Below are 21,093 nucleotides of genomic sequence, written 5' to 3' on the forward strand. Positions count from 1 at the left end.
CCTTGTTGGCCCGCTCGTCCTGGCTCCGCATAACCGTGGGCGATCTGCGACATCTGGGGCTTTCCTCTCTCGCGTGCAACGCATGTTGAGAGGTCATAATTATCTCACGGAGACCGGCGATCGACAGACGCGAAAGCGCTCTCGCCCGGGTTCTCCATCATTTCAGACGCGTTATGCGCGCCAAGGATTTCCATGTTTTTCAAGACTATCGCCCGTTCACCTCATTTCACGATCCCCCATCAAAGCTTCAAGCGCAACGCTGCCGATACGTCTGGCCGCCTGACGCGCGACGAACTTCAGCGGATCGTGGCCAAAATGGTGGGCTAAATTCCCGGTCCTTAGGATGGAGACGATCAATGGCTGCAAACAGCGAATTCTATCTGGCCCGCGCGGCGCAGAGCGCCAAAGAGGCCTCCGAGGCTATCCTCGATAACGTCCGGGATCGTTGCCTGCGTTCTGAGAAGGCCTGGCAGGCCATGGCTGATCAACTTCTCTGCAGCGAGGCCAGCCGCAAGAAACAGGCTGACGAAAAGGCTACCCTGCAGGCCTTAGCATAGCAGCGAGCGCCAGAACTTGATTCATTCGGCTAAGCGTGCGGCCCCGCTGGTATTCAGGAACCCTCGAGAGAGCCTGGAGTTTTCTGAACATGGCCTGACAACGCGCCGCGAAGGGGGAGAGATGCCAGATGATCGGTGCGACCGATCCTGAGAAGCTTGAGCGGGGTATTCTGGCAACGATTGCCGATCCCACCTTTCCTTGCGTCGGCGCCAAGTCGGCAATGGCGCGCGGAACCCTTAAAGTCGTCCCTTGTATATCGCTTAACAGCAACTGGGATGACCTGCGGATCCACGCCGAGCTAATGCAATGGGCAGCCGACTACCGGTGCGATCCAGAAGGTCTACGTAGCCTAGCGGTCGCGTTTGAGGGACCACTCGACCTCACCGAAGCCGCGTTCGAAAAGGCAATGTGGGAGCGCATCCAGTCATGCGCCGACAAGGATCATTGGCTGGGTCAGCCCTTCGACCATCGCGTCAGCGCAGACCCTGATGACCCGCACTTCTCGCTGAGCTTCGGAGGTGAGGCGTTCTTTGTCGTTGGTCTCCACCCCAATGCCTCGCGGCCGGCGCGGCGATTTCCGACGCCTACCCTAGTGTTCAACCTCCACGACCAGTTCGAGCGCCTTCGCGAAGAAGGCAAATATGAGCGGATGCGTGAGCGGATCATCGAACGTGACAGCGCCCTTGCCGGGGAGCCCAACCCGATGCTCGCCCGGCACGGTGAGACTAGCGAGGCCCGCCAGTACAGCGGCAGACAGGTGGGTCCGAACTGGACCTGCCCCTTCAGGGATCCACGCGAATGACAGAGACGGTCGAAATTCCGCCGAGAAGCGGGACTGCCTTTTTGCTACCCGCGGGAGCGACGCTGACCGTAATCGATCCCTGCGGCGAGCAAGTCAGCGATCTGGTCGCATTCGCGCAAGCCGACGTGCGCGAGGTTATCTCGAATGGCCGGACGTTCGACTATGAGGAGTCGATGGTGCTGACCACCGGCAATCGCCTGTGGTCGAACAGGTCACGCCCGATGCTGGAGATCGTTCACGACATGGTGGGGCGGCACGATTTTCTGCTCACGCCGTGCAGCGAAGCGACGTTCCGTCACTTCTACCCCGGCAAACCGTTGCATCGCGGCTGCCTCGGCAATCTGGCCGAGGCGCTGGCGCCCTATGGGATAGCAGGTGACAGTATTCCGACCGCCTTCAATATCTTTATGAATGTTTCCGTCGATGGCGAAAGTGGCCGCTTGCGGGTCTTGCCACCGCTTAGCAAGGTCAATGACAGTATCCGGTTTCGGGCGCTGATGGATCTGGTCATCGGCATGACCGCCTGCTCGGCCTATGATTCAAACGCCGGAAGTTTCAAGCCGATCCAATATGCTGTCACACGGGATTGAAAGCGGCCGCCCACCCATGATGCGAACGTACTGCGGCTATGCGGCGCTGGTTCCCGACGTTTCCAGTCTTTGGTTTTCCAGCGCGGTCTGAACCTTCTGCTCGAGCCGCGCGCGCGGCGTAGCGGCATGGCGCAAGCGCGTGGTGCGATAACGCACACCACCCAGAAAGAGCCCGGTTCCCAGCGCCATCCACGACGTGACGGCACGCTCGGCGAGCCAGACGGGCGCCCAGAAGGCGCTGCTTGGCGCGAAGGCTGTTCGTCCGCCGGCTTTCCGTCTGCCGAGTTCGGCGACAGCCACGCTGCCAGCAGCCGCGGCGCCCAGCGCGAACGGTCCACCGACAAGAGAGAGCAGCAGACCGCCTGGAAGCAAGGCGAGCTGCGCTGCAAAGCGCGCCGGGCGCGCCCACTCGTCATAAGCCTGCCGAACCCGCTGCGATAGGAAATGCCGCGCCGGTGGCGGGCGACGCTCAACAAAGAGATCGAGCGGCACCGCCTCCCGTCCGCCCGCGGCCCTGACGGTGCGGACCATTTCAAGGTTCTCGAACAGGACGTCGCCAGAGTAGCCGCCCGCGTCCAACAGGATGGAGCGGCGTACCCCAAGGGTGCCAGGCCAGTCGCCGCCCGCTAGACGGTTTAAAAGGCTTCGGGCGGTATCCCAGCGCGCATGCCATGGCAGAGGACGGAAGATATTCTGCGGGCGCACGACCTCATGGGTGTGCAGAAGGGCGAGCATCCGTGCGAGCTGCGCCCGGCGATAGCGCACGTCATCGTCCGCAACGATGACATGCTCATGGCGTGCGGCCCGGACGCCGGTCATGACCCCGCCGACCTTGCCGTTGGTTGTCCGGTAGGCCGGGCGAATATGGCGCACCGCACCTGACCAGGCGCGGGCATGCGCATCGAACACCTCCCCGGGCGAGCCGTCGACCACGATTACGTCTTCCATCACGCGGCCCAGCCGCTTCAGATAACCAGTCAGGGCGCGCAGCTGCGGCGTCGCGGCAGCGATCGGAAGGACATAGCTGGCGTGGAACGGCGCACGAGGTAAGGACACCGCTATGTGCCCTTGGCGTCGAGGTCGACCAGCGCTTCGCGATCCCAGAAGCGCAGAGCCCGGCAAGCCTCGATGAACGTTGCGGTATCGCCCTTCGCGCCGAGCGCAATGCAGGCTTCATCGAGATCGTTCGCGATTCCGGCCTTCTCAAACAGCGCCATGACCTCTGACGAGTAGCCGATGAACTTGCAGTGGGCGAAGGCGTCGGTGACGAAGTCCTTCGCCGTAGCATCCCCGGCCAGCAGCGCCGCGCCTTCTTCCGACGCGATCACCGCGACCGCGTCATAAAGCACCGAAGGTCCGCCATCGATTTTCTGATCCGCGGGAATCTTGGTGCCGTCCGACAGGGTCGCGCCGCCAATCTTCGGGGCGATCACCTCGTAGACGGCCTTTTCCTTCTCCACCGCCGACACCAGCGCGTTGAACAGCGCGGCGTCGGCTCCGTCGGTGACGAGGATACCGAGCTTGCGGCCCTCGAAGCTGTCAGGGCCATTCCTGACGATGCTGAGCGCATCGGAAGGGGGAAGATCCTCGACAACCGGACTTGCCGCCTTCGCGGGTTCGGGAAGCTCCAGGCCCAGCCCATCGGCAACGGTGGCGGCAAGCTCGGCGTCGATATGGATCAGATGCGAAACCACGCGCGAGCGGATGTCGGGACGCTCGCATTTGCTCAGCTCGAACACCAGCGCATCGCCGATATGCTTCTGCTCGATGGGCGTCTGGCTGATGAAGAATTGCCGCGCCTGGCTGTAATGATCGGCGAAGCTTTCCGGGCGCAGCCGCACCTTGGGACCGGCTTCTTCGCTCGCAAAAGTACGGAAGCCGCGAACCGGGTCCTCGCGCGGTCCACCATCGGCGCCCCAGCTATTGGGTTCGTAGTTGGCGCGGCCGACCGGATTGCGCATCGCCATATGCCCGTCCTGCTGAAAATGCGCGAAGGGGCATTTGGGCGCGTTGATCGGGATATGGGTGAAGTTGGGGCTGCCCAGACGTTTCAGCTGCGTGTCGAGGTAGGAGAAGTTGCGGCCCTGCAGCAGGGGATCGTTGGAGAAATCGATGCCCGGCGGGACATTCTGGGTCATGAACGCAACCTGCTCAGTCTCGGCGAAGAAATTGTCGACGACGCGGTCGAGCACGAGCCTACCGATAACGCGGACCGGCACGTCTTCTTCGGGGATGATCTTGGTCGGATCGAGCACGTCGAACGCGAACTTCTCGGCGAACTCTTCGTTGAAGAGCTGCACGCCCAGCTCCCATTCGGGGAAATCGCCGCTGTTGATCGCGTCCCACAGGTCGCGGCGATGGAAGTCGGGATCGGCGCCGTTGATCTTGACCGCTTCGTTCCACGCCACCGACTGAAGCCCCAGCTTCGGTTTCCAGTGGAACTTGACGAAGGTGGAGCGGTCATCCTTGTCGAGCAACCGGAAGGTATGGACGCCGAAGCCTTCCATGAACCGGAAAGACCGCGGGATCGCTCGATCGGACATGGTCCACATGATCATGTGGAAGCTCTCGGGCGTTAGCGAGATGAAGTCCCAGAAATTGTCGTGCGCCGACTGCGCCTGGGGAAACTCCCGGTCAGGCGCGGGCTTCACCGAATGGACGAGATCAGGGAACTTGATGGCATCCTGGATGAAGAAGACCGGGATGTTGTTGCCGACAATGTCCCAGTTGCCTTGCCTAGTGTAGATCTTGACCGCGAAGCCGCGCACGTCGCGCGCGAGATCGAACGAGCCCTTGCTGCCCGCGACGGTCGAGAAGCGCACGAAGGCCGGCGTCTTCTCGCCAACACGGCACAGCACGTCGGCGCGGGTCACATCCTCAAGGCTGTCGGTCAGTTCGAAATAGCCATGGGCGCCATAGCCGCGGGCATGCACGACGCGCTCCGGGATGCGCTCATGATCGAAGTGGAAGATCTTTTCGCGGAAATGGAAGTCCTCGAGCAGAGCCGGGCCGCGCGTGCCATATCGCAGCGTGTTCTGGTCGTCGGCGACCGGGCCGCCCTGCGCCGTGGTCAGCGTTGGAACATCGCCGCCCGCGACCTGATGGGTCTCGCCGCCTGCGCCCTGATCCTCCCCATAGCTGGGCTTGAGGTCCGCACCGGGAGCATCAGGTGCGTTTTTCGGTGATTTGGCGGACTTGTTCTTGCTGGTGGCCATGATGATCCTCTCCATGCTGGACATGGCGGGGAGCGCCGGCATTTTTGCAAAATCAGGAACGCCCTCTTAGGCCCCCGGCCTCATCGGACTTACGCCCGGTGCACCCGAAAGTTCCGCTGCAGCGCTCTCTCGCGAGTCGTTCGCAGATTCACTCGTCCGCCTGAAGCGTATGCCGGTCCTGCTCGCGCAGCCAGTTATGCGCTTTGGTAGCGGCCAGCGCGCCATGCCCCATGGCGACGCTGATCTGGTCGAGCCCTTCCACGACGTCTCCCGCGGCGAAGAAACCCGGCACGCCGCTGTCCTTCTCCGCCCCGGCCGGGACGCAGCCTTCGTTCCTGAGTTCGATGCCGAGCTGTTCCGCCAGTTCCCCACGGGGGCGGCAGCCGAGCGCCGGATAGATCACATCGAATGACAGTGGCGCATCGCGGCCGTCCAGACGAACCTCCATATGGTCGTCGTGCGGCTCCAGCGCCAGCAATGCGCCGGTTTCCACAGCGATGCCGGCGTCCGCCATCTCTGATGCCTGCTCCCTCGAGAGCTCGGGGTGGCTGAGCGGCATGAGGGTGATGTCAACCGAATACTGCCGAAGAAACAGGGCCTCGGCCGCACCGTCGCTGTCGCAGCCGATCACGCCGATTCGGGCGCCGCTATGCTCGTAACCGTCGCAGACCGGGCAGTAGCGCAGGACTCCAGCCTCGATCGCCGCCTCATGGACCTCGTGCGGCAGGTCCACCTGATTGAGCAGGATACCGCTCGCCAGGATCGCCGCGCGGCTTTCCCACGTCTCGCCGATGCTTCCGGTCAGCCTGAACCCCGTGTCGGTCGGTTCGATGCCCGTGACCTTGGCTTCCTTGATTCTGGTACCGAACTCTTCGGCGTGCCGGGTCATGTGCTCGATCAGGTCGGGTCCCTCGATGCCGTCGGGAAAACCGGGCACATTGTGGGTCTTGGGGATGCGCAGCGCCCGGCTCTTGCCGTCATGGATGACCAGAACCTCGCGGCGATAGCGCGCCAGATAGAGCGCGGCCGTGAGCCCGGCCGGTCCGGCGCCGATGACAATCGTCTCGTAGTGATCGGCGGGATCTGTCATAAAGTGCTCCTTCGACATGCATGCTGGGTCGCACCTCCGTAGCCCGACCCTGCTCTGCCGCTGGCGAAACCGCTGCGCCGTGCTCGGGTTCCACTTTCCCGAGGTAGACCTCAGGTGGCGAACCCGGAGGGACGATATAAAGCGATCTTTCGAGGAAAGGGGTTCCGTCCCTCATTAACAGGGCGCCGAGATCGTAAGCTCGAAGGTCAGTCCATTGTCCGTAAACGTCTTGGAATAGCTTCCCTTGAGCTGCCGCTCGATGGTGAGCGAGAGCAGCCGGGAGCCATAGCCCATTTGGGGAACGATGGCCGCGGCAGATCCTCCCGTCTCTTTCCAGATCGCCCGCAATTGTTCACCGTCACATTGGAAATCCAGCGTGAGGAGGCCCGCTGACGCGGCGAGAGCGCCATATTTCGCCGAGTTGCTGGCCAGTTCATGGAAGATCAGCGCAAGCGGCGTCACCATTGCCTCTGCCAGTTCGGCATCGTCGCCTGCAAGGCGGATCCGGCCGTTGCCGTCATCATAGGGTTCCAGCAGCCGACGCACGAGCGCCTGGACGGTTGGGGGCCTATCCGCACCATTGGCGACCGAACGGATGAAGCCATGCGCGCGGTGCAATGCCGACAGGCGCGTTTGAAAGTCCTCGGCGATCGGCGCGACGTCGGGATTCTCCCGCATAGAGAGTGCCACCAGGCCGTTCACGAGCGCGAAGATGTTGCGGATCCGGTGCTCGAGTTCGTTCGCGACAAGCTCCCGCTCTTCTGCCAAACGCTTCTGATCCTCGATGTCAGTCGATGTGCCGTACCAGCGAATGATGTCGCCATCGCGGTCGCGCACAGGCAATGCCATGACTCGCAGCCAGCGAAAGTCGCCCGACCAATGCCGGAAACGATACTCGATATCGTAGGCATTGCCGGTGGCGAGACACTCTCCCCAGACCTCCGCGACGTTCGGCCAGTCCTCCGGATGCACCAGTCGCTGCCATTCATCGTCGGCAACGGCTGCGGGATTGAGCCCCGTGAACTCGGTCCACCGGCTGTTGAAATAATCGTGGCGACCCTGAGCGTCGGTGCTCCACACGATCTGAGGAATGGATTCGACGAGCGCCCTGAACCGCGCTTCGCTCTCGTAGAGTGCATCCTCGACCGAGACCTGATCGGTCAGATCGATCACGATGCCGGTCAGCTTGTCGATCCGTCCCTCGCTGTCGCGCAGCGCGCGGCCGACATCGAGATACCAGCGTTGCCCGTTGTCTCGCGTCAGCACCCGGTATCGGCATTTATAGTCGGCGCCCGTCTGAGTCGACGTTTCGAGGGCGGTGCGAACGGCCCGGCGGTCATCGGGATGAACGAGATCGACGAGACGGTCATTGTCGACCCCTGCGCGGCCGTCCTCGGTCGTCATCCCGAACAGACGGGCGAACCGTTCATCGCAGGTCAGCCGGTTGGTCGCGACATCGATGTCCCAGGTTCCCACCATGCCGCTGGCATCCAGCGCGACGTCGAGGCGCTTCTGCGTATGCTGAAGCTCCCGCAGCGCCGTGACGCGCGCGGTCGTCTCGCTCGCGATCAGCAGAACGCCGGATACCCTTCCGTCGATGTCTGCAACGGGCGTAAAGGAAAGGTCGAACCACGCCGTTGTCCATTCCCCCTTTTGGCACAGTTTCAAGGGCTGGTCGGCGAAGCGGCAGCTTTCGCCCAGGAAGCATTGGTCGATGGCTTCCCGGCAGAAATCGGCGGCTTCGGGAAGAACGTCGCTAATCGGACGCGCGAGCGACCCGTCATAATAGTCGCCGAACAGATCGCGCATCGCATCGTTGTAGGTCAGCAATGCGTCCCTGCCGAGCAGCAGCGCCATGGGCGTCGCTGCAAGCAACATCAGGCGGGCGGCATGTTTGAGCGGATCGTCCCATGACGGGATGGCTCCGGCCGGGGTTGCGCTCCAGTCGAAGGCGCGCATCGCGTCGAGCATGATCGAGGCGCCACGACTGCCGTTCGAGCCGAACCGGGCAAGGATATGTTCAGGCATGACGCTCTCCCTGCAGAACCGGGAGAGAGCAGATGCCGCGCCTTTCCCGGCACAGCCGCCTCGGACGAGATCCGACAGCAACTTCCTGGCAGGATGTTAGCGCATTTTCATATCACTCCAAACGAAACTTACCCGCATTCGGGCAAGAACCGGCTGACCTTCGCGGGTTCGATCATTTCCTGATGCCATCCGGCAGGCTCCGGTCGATACGGGTAATTGTGCGCCAGGCTAGCCGTAGATACTACGCCAATGGCGCACTCTGCCGCTTGGAGCCGTCGGATCCACCATTTTTATGAATTGGTGGGCGGCGACGATCTCGAACATCTGCTCGCTCGCGCCGATGACGCACTTATGCGAGCAAGCGCTCTTCACCCGAAATCCTTGCTTGAGATCTCCGTCGCCTGGCTGCGTTGCGGCAGTTCACCGCGTCCGGTGAGAAGCCTGGCGCCGCGGCCATAGGTGAACCAGGCCCATGACCAGTTCACATAGACCATCATCCGGCTGCGAAAATCCACCAGCAGCATCAGGTGCACCATCGACCAGGCGAGCCATGCCAAAAAGCCCTTGAGCTGGAAGCTGCCGAAATCGGCGACCGCGCGCGATCGACCGATGACCGCCATCGTACCGAGATCGCGATATCGAAACGGCGGGGGCGGAGCGCGCCCGGCGATCCGGGCGGCGAGCAATCTGCCGACATAGCGCCCCTGCTGCTTGGCCACCGGGGCGAGGCCCGGCAAGGGCTTCCCCGAGCCCCCATCAAAACTCGCGACGTCGCCGATCGCGAAGACGCCGGGCCGCCCCGGCACCGAGCAATCCGCTGCGACCTTGATCGCACCGTTGCGCGCAGCTTCTGCCTCGAGCCAGTCCGCAGCGGGTCGCGCCTGCGTGCCCGCACACCAAAGGACGGTCTCGGCCGCGATCCGCTCGTCGGCCAGAACGATCCCCTCTGCATCCACGAGCGAGACGGCCTCGCCCAGACGTACTTCGACTCCGAGCGAGCGCAGCGCCCTAGCGGCATAATCCGGCAGATCTCCGGGAAAAGCGCCCAGAATGTGGTTGCCGGCCTCGCACAGGATGATGCGCGCCGATGCTGGGTCAATATGCCTGAAATCGCGCGCCAGGGTGGTTCGCGCCAGTTCCGCGATGGTGCCCGCGAGTTCGACGCCCGTGGGGCCGCCTCCGACGACGACGAATGTCAGGAGCCGCCGCACCTCATCCGGGTCATTGCATTGCTCGGCCCGCTCGAACGCCGCCAGCAACGTCTCCCGGATGGAAAGAGCGTCCTCCAGCGACTTGAGCACCTTCGCGTGGTTAGCCCATTCGCCATGACCGAAGAAGCTATAGGCAGCCCCGGTCGCCAGTACGAGAAAGTCATAGTTTATGGTCCTTCCATCGGCGAGCCGGACGTAACGGGCCTCGGCATCGACCGAGACGACGTCCGCCATCACGACGGTCGCATTGGCATGCCTCCGCAAAAGGACACGGCTCGCCGTGGCGATATCGGCCGGAGACAACGCTGCCGTCGCGACCTGATAGAGCAGTGGCTGGAAGAGATGATGATTGGTGCGGTCGATCAGGGTCACGTCCGCGTCCGCTCGCTTGAGCGCCTTCACGGCGGCCATCCCGCCGAAGCCGGCACCAACGATCACAATCCTGGGACGCATCGAAACTCCTTACAGGCCGCGAAGGCGCGACCGCCTGTCATTGCTGGATCCGGGTCCATTGCTGCGACTTGCACCCGATACGCCCGATCAGACAGCCTCGACCCACGATCGTGTTGTCGTCGACCACGGTTACGGTGCCCGAGAATGTCTGGCCGATGTCGGGAACGAACACCTTGCCGCGCCAGATTTCCGGCTTTTCCAGTTTGAAGTCCCGGAACAGCCGGGATCCCACGAGCGGGTCGGTGCCACCCTTGCGTGCATCGGCCTTGGCCTTGTCATTGGCCCAGATGACGACCGCGCACATCCGGTCGCCGCAAGGCTCAGCGCGGACGTGAACGCTGTTCTGCGGATTTCGCCAGACCCCGAAGGATCGATCGGGTGCGGGCGTGGTCGCGGCTGCGGCCCACGGCATTAGTGTCGCCGCTGCCGCCAGGGCGACCGGATGAAGCCACCTCATGCCTCGCGCGTCCGGGACAGGCGGCGCAGACCCATTCCCAGGACGATCAGGAACGTCCCGCGGAAGAGGAAGCTGATGCCGACCATGGCCGCCAGGAATGCGAGACCGGTCGCCGGATTGGAGAAAAGGAGGAAAGCGCCTAGGACAAAGTCGAGAAGGCCCAGCGCCAGACGCCATCCTCGATCGTGTGTCCCCTTCACTGCTCCGACAATCTGAAAGAGTCCGGAAACCGCCAGCCAGAAGCCGATCGCCCAGACCAGCGACAAGGCGCCGGCAAAGGGGGCAAGGAGGACGAGAAGCCCTGCCGCGATGGCCAGCAGCCCAAGCAGCAGTTCGATCCAGCGCCCCCGCGTCGACAGCGAAGACAGGCCGGAAACCGCGGCCACGACTCCATAGGCCAGCAGCATCGCGCCAAGCAGGAGGCCGGTTGCGAGACCGGTAGCTATCGGGTTGAACAGGGCGAGACAGCCGATCGCCAGGAGGAGCAGACCATAGGCCAATATCCAGCCCCAGGCTGATCGAGAGACTTTCTCGGTTGGGTCGTCCCAGGGCGCATTTGCTGGCATGTCTTCCACCTGTTGTTTGGACCTTGCGATATCACTGCCGCCGACTCGCGACATCGCCGTATAGATTCCGCCCTCTTTATTGCTGCGACGCAAGATCGTCGTCCATCAGCCGTCAGGAAGCTTGTGGCGATGATCGCGTTTCACGGAAAAAGACCTTGCTCGAACGGCAGTTGGAAGAAGCGGCCGATCGCGAGAAGCTTCTCGCGCGGGAAATGCGCCACCGGATCAAAAATCCTTTCTCCGTAGTGGCGGGATCGATCTTCATTGCCGAGAAGGAGGCAGGTTCAGCCGACACCCATGAAGCTGCAAGCGAAATTGGCCTGGCGCATCGAAGGGCTCATGCTCGATCTCCGTTTTCCGCGCTTCGCCCAAGATTAGCGCCGACGTTACGCCCTTTTATTTCCCACCTGTGGCCGCACTTACCGCGATCTGCGCCGAATGTTCTGACCTCATTTCCTGGCCCGGTTTGGCGCAATGCGGACTCGCTTGCCAATCCGCCGCTTACCCCGAGCTATCTCGTCACGGTGATTGATCCCAAATGCAGCTATGAGCGGGTGCTTCGCTTCATGCCTTCTGTCGATGCTTACCGGCCTTATCATAAGCCGCTGCCCGATTGCTCCAACTACACGGTGCCCTGAAGCGCTGTCCTCACCGCGATCATGAGATCGAAGGCCCGCTGCGCTGGCGGCCGAAGGCCCAATTGATCGTGTCGCTGCGCATACAGGGTTGACCCTTCCTTGATGACAAGCATCCAAGCCATCATCCGACCAACTCATCGCGGACGGTCGCCTCAAATCCGCACTGGCTACTACGCTAAAACCGCATTGCGCCGCCTAGAACCGCCTCACCTACGATTTTTGAGAGTGGTGCCCCAAGGCGGACGAAAGCGATGAATATGAATCGCCGCTTCTACTACCCTAGAGCCGCCATTTAACGCAAATGATCGCCTTCCTTCGTCCCCGGATTGCCCCCAGCGCTATGACCTAAAGGAACCGTTTTACTCATCCGTCGAGGAACGATCACCCTGCGGCAAACCATCACATCGAAAGGATTGACCGTCCATGCGGCATTTGCCATGATTTGAATATGGGGATCGCGGTCTCCCCACGAGGCGACAGGCTCAAGAATCGCGTCCTACTTTCAACAAGGACGCATCATGTCTGTTCTCAACACGATCTCACCGGATAAACTCGTTCGCTTGGTCGGTATTCCGACCGGGCCTGTTTTGATCGACGTTCGACCCGAGGAGGAATTCTCGGCCGAACCGCTGCTGATCCCTGGATCGTTGCGAAGGTCCGCCAGCGATGTCAGCGCCTGGGCACGAGCATTCCACGGCCAGTCGGTCGTTGTTGCTTGTCGGGACGGTGGATCGCTGAGCCAAGGCGTCGCCGCCCGGCTGCGCCACGACGGCGTGTCAGCGGAGGCGCTGGAGGGCGGTGTGGCCGGATGGGCGAACTCTGGTCTTCCAATGGTGCCGAACACCGTGCTGCCGCCCCGCGATGCCGAGGGACGGACCGTCTGGGTGACGCGCGGTCGCCCCAAGGTGGACCGGATCGCCTGCCCGTGGCTGATCCGCCGCTTCATCGATCCGAGCGCGATCTTCCTGTTCGTGGCGCCCTCCGAGGTTCAGGGCGTCGCCGAGCGCTTTGGCGCCGCTCCCTTCGACATCGAAGGCGAAGGCGTCACTTGGAGCCATCGGGGTGAGCTATGCACCTTCGACGTCATGGTCGAGGCATTCGGCCTCAGCGGTCATGAGTCACTCAAACGCCTCGCGCCGATCGTGCGCGGTGCCGATACCGGCCGCCCCGACCTCGTGCCCGAAGCGGACGGGTTGCTTGCCGCCTCGCTCGGCCTGTCGCGCATGTATGCCGACGATCAGGAACAGCTCGAGGCCGGGATGCTCCTCTACGACGCCTTCTATCGCTGGTGCCGCGACGCGACCGACGAAACCCATAATTGGGTCTCGCACCAGCCCGCGAAAGCCCGCGCCAAAGCGCAGGTGCGGCCATGAGCGGCGCGGTGACGGAACTGCCCGTAGGCAGCGAAGCAGGCACGCCGGATCACGGCATCACATTTGGTGAAGCCGTGCGCGTCTGGGCGCGGATCGCATCGCTGAGCTTCGGCGGCCCCGCTGGCCAGATCGCGGTAATGCACCGCATCCTCGTCGAGGAGAAGCACTGGATCGGTGAGGAGCGCTTTCTGCACGCGCTCAACTATTGCATGTTGCTGCCCGGCCCCGAAGCGCAGCAGCTTGCCGCCTATATCGGCTGGCTGCTTCACAAGACCAAGGGCGGTCTGGTCGCAGGCGGACTGTTCGTGCTGCCCGGCTTCCTCGCAATCCTGGGCCTCAGTTATCTCTATGTGCTGCTCGGCCATGTGCCGCTGATCACCGGGTTGTTCTTCGGCTTGAAGGCGGCGGTCCTCGCGGTGGTGATCCAGGCGGTGGTGCGGGTCGGATCGCGTGCTCTCAAGAACAACGTCATGCGCGGGATCGCGGCGGCCGCCTTTGTCGCGATCTTTTTCCTCAATGCGCCTTTTCCGCTGATCGTCCTAGCGGCGGGCATCGGCGGCTATGTCGGCGGACGGCTGGGCTTGTCGGCCTTCAAGGGCGGCGGCGGACATGGGAGCGCGGGCGGGAATGTCGTCCATGACCGCGATACCGCGCTCGGCGAAAGCCTGCCGGATCATGCCAAGCCCAACCTTGGCTGGTCGCTCAAGATTTCCGGGACATTCCTGTTCCTTTGGCTCGCGCCGGTCATCGCGCTGCTGGTGCTTCTCGGCCCCGATGACGTGTTCACGCGCATCGCAACCTTCTTCAGCCAGATGGCGATGGTTACATTCGGCGGCGCTTATGCCGTGCTGGCTTATGTCGCGCAGGAAGCGGTAGGCACCTATCATTGGCTCAGGCCCGGCGAGATGCTCGACGGCCTTGGCCTGGCCGAGACGACGCCGGGGCCGCTGATCATGGTCACGCAGTTCGTCGGCTTCCTCGCGGCGTTTCGCGATGCGGGCGCATTGCCGCAATTGGTCGCGGCCACGCTGGGCGCGATCCTGACGACATGGGTGACGTTCATGCCCTGCTTCCTGTGGATCTTCGCGGGTGCGCCGTTCGTCGAGCAGTTGCGCGGCAACCGGACGCTCTCGGCCGCACTCAGCGCGATCACGGCGGCCGTCGTGGGCGTGATCCTCAACCTTGCCGTCTGGTTTGCGATCCACACCTTGTTCCAGGACGTGCGGGTGGTCCGGGTCGCGCGGTTCGCCTTCGACTTCCCGGTTCTGACCTCGCTTTACCTCCCGGCGGCGCTGCTGGCCGCCGGCGCCGCGATAGCCGTGTTCCGGTTCAAGGTCGGGATGATCCCGGTCCTCGCGGCAAGTTCCGCGATCGGTGCGGCCCTCTATCTGTCAGGCGTGGTCCAATGATCCCGCTGCTGCTCAAGGAGATCATGATGAAGCGTATCACCACGTTCGGCCTGTTGGGGCTTCTCGCTCTGAGTTCGCCCGCATTGGCGGCTGAACCCTGGGAACAGGCGGTCGCCACCGCCATCGGCAAACCGGGCGCCGAGATGCCGGGCGGTGTCTATCGCATCGGCCTGCCGCGCAGCGACCTGCATGTGGTGCTCGACGGCGTGACCTTGAAACCGGCGCTGGCGCTCGGCTCCTGGCTGGCGTTCGTACCGCATGGCGGGGGTCAGGCGATGGTCATGGGCGATCTGGTGCTCACCGATACCGAAGTGAATCCGGTGATGGCCAAGCTTGTCGCCGGCGGAATCGAGATCACCGCGCTCCACAACCATCTGCTGCGGAACACACCCCACACCATGTATATGCACATCGCCGGGCATGGCGATCCGGCGCAACTCGCCAAGGTGCTGCACGATGCGCTGGCGCTGAGCGGCACGCCCTTGTCCGCGCCTCCGGCGGCAAGCCCCGCCGCGCCGGAGACGATCGACCTCGACACCGCCGCGCTCGACCGCATCATGGGCCACAAGGGCAAGATCGGCGGCGGCGTCTATGCATTCGGCATTCCCCGTGCCGAGGCACCGCGCGATGGTGGGATGGCGTTACCGCCCGCGATGGGCGCGGCCATCGCCATCAACTTCCAGCCAACCGGCGGCGGCAAGGCGGCGATCACCGGCGACTTCGTGCTGACAGCGTCGGAGGTCAATCCGGTGCTGCGCGAGTTGCGGCAGAACGGGATCGAGGTGACGGCGCTCCACAACCACATGCTCGACGACGAGCCGCGCCTGTTCTTCATGCACTTCTGGGCCAATGACGACGCGCAGAAGCTCGCGCGCGGGTTGACCGCCGCGCTCAGCCATGTCGCGGTCGCGGCGAACTAGGGCGCAGCGATGAAACCCTGGAGGGGATGTGCAGCGGCACTGCTGCTGGCGCTGCCGGGGTGCAGCCAGGCACAACCGACCGATCCGCACTCCCCTCTCGTGCTGGAGCGAACGATCTCGCTCCCCGACACCAGGGGGCGCATCGACCATCTGGCGGTCGATCTGGCGGACCATCGGCTGTTCGTTGCCGAGATCGCCAACGGCACGGTCGATGAGGTCGATCTTGAGGCCGGCAAGGTCATCGGCCGCATCGCCGGCCTTGGCGAACCGCAGGGCGTCGCCTGGCTTCCGGCGACCCACGAATTGGTGGTCGCCTGCGGTGACGGCTCGGTCCGCTTCTATGACACAGAGCTTCACGAGCGGGCGCGGATCGCGCTTGAGGACGATGCCGACAATGTGCGGGTCGATCCGCGCAACGGCCATGTCATCGTCGGCTATGGCAAGGGCGGCCTCGCCACGATCGATCCCGTCCGTCACACGGTTCTCGCCCGATTGGCGCTGCCCGGCCATCCGGAGGGGTTTCGGCTGTCCGGATCGCGCGCCTATATCAATATCCCCGATGACGGCTCGGTGATCGCGGCCGACATCGACCAGGGAAAACAACTGGCACGCTGGCCGACCGGACTGCACCGGCTTAACTTCCCGATGGCGGTCGAGCCGTCAGGCAACCGGATCGTGATCGCCTATCGGCTCCCGGCGGCGCTGGCGACGATCGATACAGCGAGCGGCCAAACGCTCTCCCTCGGATCAGCTTGCGGTGATGCCGACGATCTATTCCTGGTGCGCGATCATATCCTGCTGGTCTGCGGCGCCGGCCATGTCGATGTGATCGGCGCCGATGGACAGAGCGCGTGGGCGCAAACTGCTGGCGGCGCACGCACCGGGCTCTATGTGCCGGAGCTGGACCGATTGTTCGTGGCGGTTCCGGCCCATGGTCATCCCGCCGCGATCTGGGCGCTCAAACTGAATCTCGCGCAGCCCCAGCGCTGAAGCACGGCGGCGTCAGAGATATTTGGCCAGTTCACCCAGCTTAGCCAGTTCGTCGCGCGTCGCCTTGGGCAACGGCCCGACCAGTTCCTCCAGATGATGTTCGATATGATCGCTGACCAGCAGTGTCTTGGTCTTGTCGAGCGCAGCGACCACCGCCTGCATCTGCTGCGCGATCTGGAGGCCGTCCCGGCCTTCGGCAACCATTTCGACGATCTTGGCGAGATGGCCCTGCGCGCGCTTCAGGCGGTTGAGAAGATCGGGATTGGCGGCATGGCTCATGCAAATGTCCTGCTCAATGCGGTAGCGCGATCCATCCGTGAACGGCGACATAGAGGCCGACGATCAGGATGACCCCACCCGAAACATAGGGCGCCTTGCGGACGATCTCGCCAAAACCGCTCCAGCGCTTCGTCACCTGCTTGACGCTGATCGCGGCGATGACGCCCGACGCGACCATGGTGATGGCAAGCCCGATGCTAAAGCACAACACCAGCACGGCGCCCAGCGCGAGCCGCTGGAGCTGGAGGCAGAGCAGCAGCACGGTGATCGCGCCCGGGCATGGGATCAGACCGCCGGTCAGGCCGAACAGGATGATCTGGCCGGTGGTGACATTGCTGTTCGCGAAGCGGCGCCGGATGTCCTCTGCATGGGCCATTTCGTGCGCATCGACAAAGCCGCCGGTCGCAACCTCCAGGCCGCGTTCCTCGGCTTCCTCGAATTCTTCATGTTCATGGTGGTCGTGATCGCCGTGATGATTATGCCCGTGGCCGTGGGAGTGGCCGTGATGGTGCCCATGATCGTGGTGATAGTGTTCGGCTGCAATCTGCTCGCGGCGGGTGCGCCATAGCATCCAGGCGGCGATCACGACGATCAGCACGCCGGATGCGAGCTGGAAATAGGGTTCGGTCGCTTCCGCGTTGAGGCCGCCGAACAGCCACATGCCGCCGAGCGCCACGACCCAGACCACGACCGTATGGGAGAGCGTCGCCGCCAAACCCAGCAGCACGGCCTGGCGCACTGTTCCCCTGACCGCGATGATGAAGGCCGCCATCATCGTCTTCGAATGGCCCGGTTCGAGCCCGTGCAGCGCGCCGAGCAAGATGGCGGTAGGCACAAACAGCCACGCATGGGCGGCGCTTTGTTGAAGCAGGTCTGCAAGAGAGGTCATGGCGTGGCGTTTAGCATGAGCTTTCGCATCATCCCATCCCCCTGGATAGGATATTTATCGATAAACGAACCTTATTGTGTTCTGGAGATTACTCCTCATCGCCTGATGAGCATCGGCGCCCGCTGGCTCAATCTACAAGTAGCGCGAGATTGCCTTGAAACCCTCGATCGCCCTGTTCGAGGGCGATCGGCGGTTCGCGGTGGTGGTCCGCTTGCCGGATGCCCAGCGCGACGATCTTGAAACGCTTGGCGTCATCCCGGTCATGCTGCCGGCGGCCGAAGGCCAGGCTGGTGCTGCCGGCGATTACGGCTTGGACAGCCCGCCTGAAGATCGGTCCCATGCCAAAGGCCAAGTTGGCGACCTCGTAGGCAAACGCAATGCCGGTGCCCGGATGGGCATCGGCATTGTGATCCAGCAAATATCAAGCCGGTCAGACTGCACCGTCCCTTCGGAATGCTGGTCGCGGATACGTAGCCAGAATCTCCGCAATCGATTTGAACTCCATGACCGTCATCGATCGCCGTTGTCACTACGCTGGCGTAGCAAAGGCGGTTTATAGGTCATTTTCGGCGGAAACCAACGGTATGTGGTGACCCGCGATGATGAACACTACATTTACGCTGTAACACCGCCCTAATGCTTGCACATTCGAATCAATTCGGATGGGCCGCCGCCGCAGTCGAGTCTATGACGGAAGAACTTCGACAGTCATGGAATAAGACGATCGTGGCCGCGGTGGCGCAATCGGGCGCGGTGCTCCTTCGCCTCCGGGCAGATTACCAGCAGCCAGTGGCTGTTCAGCCTTGGCACTGGCTTGGGGCGCAGAACCACCGGGGCCGGCCGCGCTCCGTCCACCGCCGCTGGCGACGTTTACCCACCACATACCGGCGTCCGGCCAAGTGATCGTGACCTTGCCCTCGGCATCGGTCGTGAGATCAAGCTGCTGAATGCCATCGCGATAGCGAACGCCACCGTTTACCGCGCTCACGGAAAGGTCGGCCGCCGGCTTGCCATCAAGCAGGAACTGGAAAGTGGCAGCCTCGCCGCTCGCCAGTTCGGTAGGGTGCGTAACCGGAACCATCTCAAGTCCCTTGCCGGTCGGCTTGAAAACCGCGGTGGTCGGCTCTCCAGCGGTCGCAAAGGTCTCGATGCGGCTCGTATTGACCGCGCTCCATACATCGGTCGCCCCGGCGGGCACAGCTTGAGCGAGCGTTGCAGGCGTGGTCCCGCGCGGAAGCATCTTCCGTTCTCCGTTCAGCAGGTAGCTGCCGCTCACCGATTCAGAAACGATTGCGATCTTGTAGGTGCCGGGCTGCACGACATGGACATCGAAAGTCTGACGCAGGCGGCCCTTCGCGCTGTTCTCGACCGCTACCTTGCTGCCATCCGGCGCGAGCGCGAACGGTTCCCAATTCTGCACGGCGTGATCGAAATAATAGAGGTCCGTCGATAGGGCCGCATCGACCGTCAGCCATTCGTCGCCGCTACCGACGAACATGGTCTCGGAAGGAAGCATCCACGACCGGGGCGCTGCCTCGACAGCGATCGGCGCAAGCGCGGCTCCCATGGCGAGGGCCGACAGGATCGACGTGCGGATCATCTTCACAGGCATAGCTCCCCCTTAACGCCGGGCGTTCAGTGAGACGCGGCCAAGCTCGAACTTGCCGCTCGTCGATGCAGTTGCCTGGGTTCCCGACCAGGTGAAGGGCAGACGCACCGCTTCGCGTCCACCGGCCTCGCGTGCTGCTTCGACGACGAGGACATAGTTCCCCGGTGTCAGCGCGGGCATACCTCCCCGACCGGCGGTGAAGCTGAGCGTATGCGATCCGGCCGGACGGGTTGCGCCGCTCACGCCGTCGGCAGGAACACTGAGCATTCGTCCGGCAGCACGCCACCAAAGACGCACGTCGCGCAGCCATTTGGCGCCCGCATTGTTGCGCTTGTCGACATCATAGAGAATGCTGAGGGTCCGGGGAGCGCTGCCCGCCTTCTCCAGCCAGACCGCCACATAGGGGCGATGATATTCGGCAACCGACAATCGCGGCAGCGTGAACGAAAGGTCAATCGTCTGCGCGCCAGCTGGCGTTACCCCAAAGCCGCTTGAGCCGAGAGCCGCCGCAGTCAATCCCGTCAAGCGAAAACGCATGCATATATCCCTGATTTCGATTGCTTCTAAGAAGCCCAAGGTCCAATTCAACATCACCCACGTAGCGCAAACAATTCGCATTCGCAACAAAAGGGACTTGCGTTCATCAATATTGCATCGTCAAATGGGAAGAGCGCATGTTCGTGCACCTTAACTCCGATTGTAAGAACGGCTATTCCATTCAAGACGGCGACCCACAGATGCAGCATGGGCGGGCAGTCCTTCAGCCTCGGCAAGGGTCACGGCTGCACGACCGAGTTCTCGTAAAGCCCGTTCGTCCAGCTCGATAACGCTGGTGCGCTTCATGAAATCAAGCACCGATAGTCCTGAGGCGAACCGCGCCCGGCGCCCTGTTGGCAGGACGTGATTGGGGCCAGCGATATAGTCGCCGATAGCTTCCGGCGTATGCTGGCCGAGAAAGACCGAGCCAGCATGTGCGACACGGTCAAAAAGATGGCGAGGTCGAGGGGTGGCGATCTGGAGATGTTCGGGCGCAAGCGCATCGATGAGTGGTATGGCATCGTCGAGAGCAGGGACGACAATGATCGCGCCATGCGCTTCCCACGAGGAACGCGCCACCGCCGAAGTGGCGAGGGTGCCGAGTTGCACTTCGACCGCCGCAGCGACGTGGTCGGCGAAGGCCCGATCGTTGGTGATGAGGATCGACTGGCTCGTCGGATCATGTTCGGCCTGACTGAGAAGGTCGGCGGCGATGCAATCCGCATCGTTCGCTCCATCCGCCAGGACGACAATCTCGGATGGACCCGCGACCATGTCGATTCCCACGACACCGTAAACCTGCCGCTTGGCTTCGGCGACCCAGGCATTGCCCGGACCGGTGATGACATCGACGCGTGGGATCGACCCAGTGCCGTAAGCCAGCGCGGCGACCGCTTGTGCACCGCCAATCGGACGCACCTCGTCAATGCCGGCGAGGTAGGCCGCCGCCAGCACCAGCGGGTTGGCGATGCCATCGGGCATCGGGGTCGCCATCACCACGCGACTTACGCCCGCAACGGCGGCAGGAATCGCGTTCATCAGCACCGATGAGGGATAAGTGGCTCGGCCCCCCGGCACATAGATACCGGCGCTTTCCACTGCCCGCCATCGCGCGCCGAGCCGGACGCCAGCACCGTCCACATAGTCGCTGTCCGTGGGCAACTGCCTTTCATGGTAGGTGGCAATCCGCCGCGCGGCAAGTTCCAGGGCCATACGCAAGTCAGGGTCGAGGTCGCGGAACACCCTCTCGCAAACGTCGCGGCCGATCGTCCATCCGGTCTGGTCGAGGTCGTGCCGATCCCACTTCCAAGTATAGGCGCGCAACGCATCGTCGCCGTCCCGGCGAACAGCCGCGATCACCTCGCGCACGACCACCGAGACATCCTCGTCGGCTTCGCGCCGCGCTTCCACCAGTGCGTCAAAATCCAATTTGAAATCAGGGGCGTCCGCAAAAAATCTTCGAACCATGCTTCACACTTC

At 63.1% G+C, this 21,093-nt stretch carries 22 protein-coding genes; 9 read left to right on the forward strand and 13 right to left on the reverse strand.

The window, feature by feature from the left end:
- Positions 1 to 192: 192 nt before the first annotated feature.
- The 4 genes from AX703_RS28665 (at position 193) to AX703_RS11710 (ending at position 1,950) form a co-directional block, all read left to right on the forward strand.
- Positions 193 to 327: a hypothetical protein gene (locus AX703_RS28665; RefSeq protein ID WP_255355054.1), complete on the forward strand. Its 135-nt coding sequence runs from the start codon at positions 193 to 195 to the stop codon at positions 325 to 327.
- A 29-nt stretch (positions 328 to 356) separates the two neighbouring features.
- Positions 357 to 557: a hypothetical protein gene (locus tag AX703_RS11700; RefSeq protein ID WP_062344262.1), complete on the forward strand. Its 201-nt coding sequence runs from the start codon at positions 357 to 359 to the stop codon at positions 555 to 557.
- A 128-nt stretch (positions 558 to 685) separates the two neighbouring features.
- A complete protein-coding gene (gene gntA / locus AX703_RS11705; RefSeq protein WP_062344263.1) occupies positions 686 to 1,360 on the forward strand; it encodes a guanitoxin biosynthesis heme-dependent pre-guanitoxin N-hydroxylase GntA in 675 nt (224 codons plus the stop codon).
- Positions 1,357 to 1,950, forward strand: a complete 594-nt coding sequence (locus AX703_RS11710) for a DUF1989 domain-containing protein (protein ID WP_062344264.1) — start codon at positions 1,357 to 1,359, stop codon at positions 1,948 to 1,950. Before gntA ends, AX703_RS11710 begins: the two co-directional genes overlap by 4 nt.
- Positions 1,951 to 1,986: 36 nt before the next feature.
- On the opposite strand, the gene AX703_RS11715 is transcribed toward AX703_RS11710, so the two are convergent.
- From AX703_RS11715 to AX703_RS11745, 7 genes are all read right to left on the reverse strand, one after another.
- Positions 1,987 to 3,006 (reverse strand): glycosyltransferase family 2 protein, encoded by a 1,020-nt coding sequence (locus AX703_RS11715; RefSeq protein ID WP_062344265.1) that lies wholly within the window; start codon positions 3,004 to 3,006, stop codon positions 1,987 to 1,989.
- Between the two features lie 2 nt (positions 3,007 to 3,008).
- On the reverse strand, positions 3,009 to 5,180 hold the full coding sequence (locus AX703_RS11720) for a catalase (RefSeq protein WP_231735510.1): 2,172 nt from the start codon (positions 5,178 to 5,180) through the stop codon (positions 3,009 to 3,011).
- A 133-nt stretch (positions 5,181 to 5,313) separates the two neighbouring features.
- Complete coding sequence (locus AX703_RS11725; protein ID WP_197423693.1) at positions 5,314 to 6,255, reverse strand: NAD(P)/FAD-dependent oxidoreductase; 942 nt, start codon at positions 6,253 to 6,255, stop codon at positions 5,314 to 5,316.
- Between the two features lie 174 nt (positions 6,256 to 6,429).
- The gene (locus AX703_RS11730; protein ID WP_062344275.1) at positions 6,430 to 8,283 is read right to left on the reverse strand and encodes a PAS domain-containing protein; all 1,854 of its coding nucleotides are present in this window, start codon (positions 8,281 to 8,283) and stop codon (positions 6,430 to 6,432) included.
- Between the two features lie 368 nt (positions 8,284 to 8,651).
- The gene (locus tag AX703_RS11735) at positions 8,652 to 9,947 is read right to left on the reverse strand and encodes an NAD(P)/FAD-dependent oxidoreductase (protein WP_082734553.1); all 1,296 of its coding nucleotides are present in this window, start codon (positions 9,945 to 9,947) and stop codon (positions 8,652 to 8,654) included.
- A 37-nt stretch (positions 9,948 to 9,984) separates the two neighbouring features.
- Positions 9,985 to 10,404 (reverse strand): DUF2147 domain-containing protein, encoded by a 420-nt coding sequence (locus AX703_RS11740; protein ID WP_062344277.1) that lies wholly within the window; start codon positions 10,402 to 10,404, stop codon positions 9,985 to 9,987.
- On the reverse strand, positions 10,401 to 10,970 hold the full coding sequence (locus AX703_RS11745) for an HdeD family acid-resistance protein (RefSeq protein WP_062344290.1): 570 nt from the start codon (positions 10,968 to 10,970) through the stop codon (positions 10,401 to 10,403). Before AX703_RS11745 ends, AX703_RS11740 begins: the two co-directional genes overlap by 4 nt.
- Before the next feature lie 155 nt (positions 10,971 to 11,125).
- On the opposite strand from AX703_RS11745, the gene AX703_RS27375 reads away from it, so the two are divergent.
- The 5 genes from AX703_RS27375 (at position 11,126) to AX703_RS11765 (ending at position 16,300) form a co-directional block, all read left to right on the forward strand.
- Positions 11,126 to 11,608, forward strand: a complete 483-nt coding sequence (locus tag AX703_RS27375; RefSeq protein ID WP_156452029.1) for a hypothetical protein — start codon at positions 11,126 to 11,128, stop codon at positions 11,606 to 11,608.
- A 518-nt stretch (positions 11,609 to 12,126) separates the two neighbouring features.
- Positions 12,127 to 12,981 carry a sulfurtransferase/chromate resistance protein gene (locus AX703_RS11750; RefSeq protein ID WP_060978302.1) on the forward strand — a complete coding sequence of 285 codons (855 nt, stop codon included), beginning with the start codon at positions 12,127 to 12,129 and terminating at the stop codon, positions 12,979 to 12,981.
- The gene (gene chrA, locus AX703_RS11755) at positions 12,978 to 14,390 is read left to right on the forward strand and encodes a chromate efflux transporter (RefSeq protein WP_060978301.1); all 1,413 of its coding nucleotides are present in this window, start codon (positions 12,978 to 12,980) and stop codon (positions 14,388 to 14,390) included. The genes AX703_RS11750 and chrA overlap by 4 nt, the downstream gene beginning before the upstream one ends.
- The gene (locus AX703_RS11760) at positions 14,387 to 15,310 is read left to right on the forward strand and encodes a DUF1259 domain-containing protein (protein WP_208597921.1); all 924 of its coding nucleotides are present in this window, start codon (positions 14,387 to 14,389) and stop codon (positions 15,308 to 15,310) included. The genes chrA and AX703_RS11760 overlap by 4 nt, the downstream gene beginning before the upstream one ends.
- 9 nt (positions 15,311 to 15,319) lie before the next feature.
- Positions 15,320 to 16,300, forward strand: a complete 981-nt coding sequence (locus tag AX703_RS11765; RefSeq protein WP_060978300.1) for a YncE family protein — start codon at positions 15,320 to 15,322, stop codon at positions 16,298 to 16,300.
- Positions 16,301 to 16,312: 12 nt separating this feature from the next.
- Here AX703_RS11765 and AX703_RS11770 read toward each other — a convergent pair whose 3' ends face one another.
- From AX703_RS11770 to hisD, 6 genes are all read right to left on the reverse strand, one after another.
- The gene (locus AX703_RS11770) at positions 16,313 to 16,579 is read right to left on the reverse strand and encodes a metal-sensing transcriptional repressor (protein WP_060978299.1); all 267 of its coding nucleotides are present in this window, start codon (positions 16,577 to 16,579) and stop codon (positions 16,313 to 16,315) included.
- Between the two features lie 13 nt (positions 16,580 to 16,592).
- The gene (locus tag AX703_RS11775; RefSeq protein WP_060978298.1) at positions 16,593 to 17,468 is read right to left on the reverse strand and encodes a nickel/cobalt efflux transporter; all 876 of its coding nucleotides are present in this window, start codon (positions 17,466 to 17,468) and stop codon (positions 16,593 to 16,595) included.
- Between the two features lie 127 nt (positions 17,469 to 17,595).
- A complete protein-coding gene (locus tag AX703_RS27380; RefSeq protein WP_156452030.1) occupies positions 17,596 to 17,808 on the reverse strand; it encodes a hypothetical protein in 213 nt (70 codons plus the stop codon).
- A 345-nt stretch (positions 17,809 to 18,153) separates the two neighbouring features.
- Positions 18,154 to 19,068, reverse strand: a complete 915-nt coding sequence (locus AX703_RS11785; protein ID WP_060978368.1) for a DUF4198 domain-containing protein — start codon at positions 19,066 to 19,068, stop codon at positions 18,154 to 18,156.
- A gap of 21 nt (positions 19,069 to 19,089) precedes the next feature.
- Positions 19,090 to 19,614 (reverse strand): DUF2271 domain-containing protein, encoded by a 525-nt coding sequence (locus AX703_RS11790; protein WP_060978296.1) that lies wholly within the window; start codon positions 19,612 to 19,614, stop codon positions 19,090 to 19,092.
- A 150-nt stretch (positions 19,615 to 19,764) separates the two neighbouring features.
- Positions 19,765 to 21,081, reverse strand: coding sequence for a histidinol dehydrogenase (hisD, locus tag AX703_RS11795; RefSeq protein ID WP_060978295.1), 1,317 nt, complete (start codon positions 21,079 to 21,081; stop codon positions 19,765 to 19,767).
- Positions 21,082 to 21,093 lie beyond the last annotated feature (12 nt).

The sequence above is a fragment of the Novosphingobium sp. CCH12-A3 genome (assembly GCF_001556015.1).
Lineage (GTDB): Bacteria > Pseudomonadota > Alphaproteobacteria > Sphingomonadales > Sphingomonadaceae > Novosphingobium > Novosphingobium subterraneum.

What these genes read in the sequence shown, in the direction of transcription:
- hisD (WP_060978295.1), bottom strand. Translation starts at nt 21,081, where the DNA reads ATGGTTCGAAGATTTTTTGCGGACGCCCCTGATTTCAAATTGGATTTT.
- AX703_RS27380 (WP_156452030.1), bottom strand. Translation starts at nt 17,808, where the DNA reads ATGGGACCGATCTTCAGGCGGGCTGTCCAAGCCGTAATCGCCGGCAGC.
- AX703_RS11790 (WP_060978296.1), bottom strand. Translation starts at nt 19,614, where the DNA reads ATGCGTTTTCGCTTGACGGGATTGACTGCGGCGGCTCTCGGCTCAAGC.
- AX703_RS11770 (WP_060978299.1), bottom strand. Translation starts at nt 16,579, where the DNA reads ATGAGCCATGCCGCCAATCCCGATCTTCTCAACCGCCTGAAGCGCGCG.
- AX703_RS11725 (WP_197423693.1), bottom strand. Translation starts at nt 6,255, where the DNA reads ATGACAGATCCCGCCGATCACTACGAGACGATTGTCATCGGCGCCGGA.
- AX703_RS11775 (WP_060978298.1), bottom strand. Translation starts at nt 17,468, where the DNA reads ATGACCTCTCTTGCAGACCTGCTTCAACAAAGCGCCGCCCATGCGTGG.
- AX703_RS11760 (WP_208597921.1), top strand. Translation starts at nt 14,387, where the DNA reads ATGATCCCGCTGCTGCTCAAGGAGATCATGATGAAGCGTATCACCACG.
- AX703_RS11765 (WP_060978300.1), top strand. Translation starts at nt 15,320, where the DNA reads ATGAAACCCTGGAGGGGATGTGCAGCGGCACTGCTGCTGGCGCTGCCG.
- AX703_RS11745 (WP_062344290.1), bottom strand. Translation starts at nt 10,970, where the DNA reads ATGCCAGCAAATGCGCCCTGGGACGACCCAACCGAGAAAGTCTCTCGA.
- AX703_RS11700 (WP_062344262.1), top strand. Translation starts at nt 357, where the DNA reads ATGGCTGCAAACAGCGAATTCTATCTGGCCCGCGCGGCGCAGAGCGCC.
- AX703_RS11710 (WP_062344264.1), top strand. Translation starts at nt 1,357, where the DNA reads ATGACAGAGACGGTCGAAATTCCGCCGAGAAGCGGGACTGCCTTTTTG.
- AX703_RS11735 (WP_082734553.1), bottom strand. Translation starts at nt 9,947, where the DNA reads ATGCGTCCCAGGATTGTGATCGTTGGTGCCGGCTTCGGCGGGATGGCC.
- AX703_RS11730 (WP_062344275.1), bottom strand. Translation starts at nt 8,283, where the DNA reads ATGCCTGAACATATCCTTGCCCGGTTCGGCTCGAACGGCAGTCGTGGC.
- chrA (WP_060978301.1), top strand. Translation starts at nt 12,978, where the DNA reads ATGAGCGGCGCGGTGACGGAACTGCCCGTAGGCAGCGAAGCAGGCACG.
- AX703_RS28665 (WP_255355054.1), top strand. Translation starts at nt 193, where the DNA reads ATGTTTTTCAAGACTATCGCCCGTTCACCTCATTTCACGATCCCCCAT.
- AX703_RS11785 (WP_060978368.1), bottom strand. Translation starts at nt 19,068, where the DNA reads ATGATCCGCACGTCGATCCTGTCGGCCCTCGCCATGGGAGCCGCGCTT.
- gntA (WP_062344263.1), top strand. Translation starts at nt 686, where the DNA reads ATGATCGGTGCGACCGATCCTGAGAAGCTTGAGCGGGGTATTCTGGCA.
- AX703_RS11720 (WP_231735510.1), bottom strand. Translation starts at nt 5,180, where the DNA reads ATGGAGAGGATCATCATGGCCACCAGCAAGAACAAGTCCGCCAAATCA.
- AX703_RS11740 (WP_062344277.1), bottom strand. Translation starts at nt 10,404, where the DNA reads ATGAGGTGGCTTCATCCGGTCGCCCTGGCGGCAGCGGCGACACTAATG.
- AX703_RS11750 (WP_060978302.1), top strand. Translation starts at nt 12,127, where the DNA reads ATGTCTGTTCTCAACACGATCTCACCGGATAAACTCGTTCGCTTGGTC.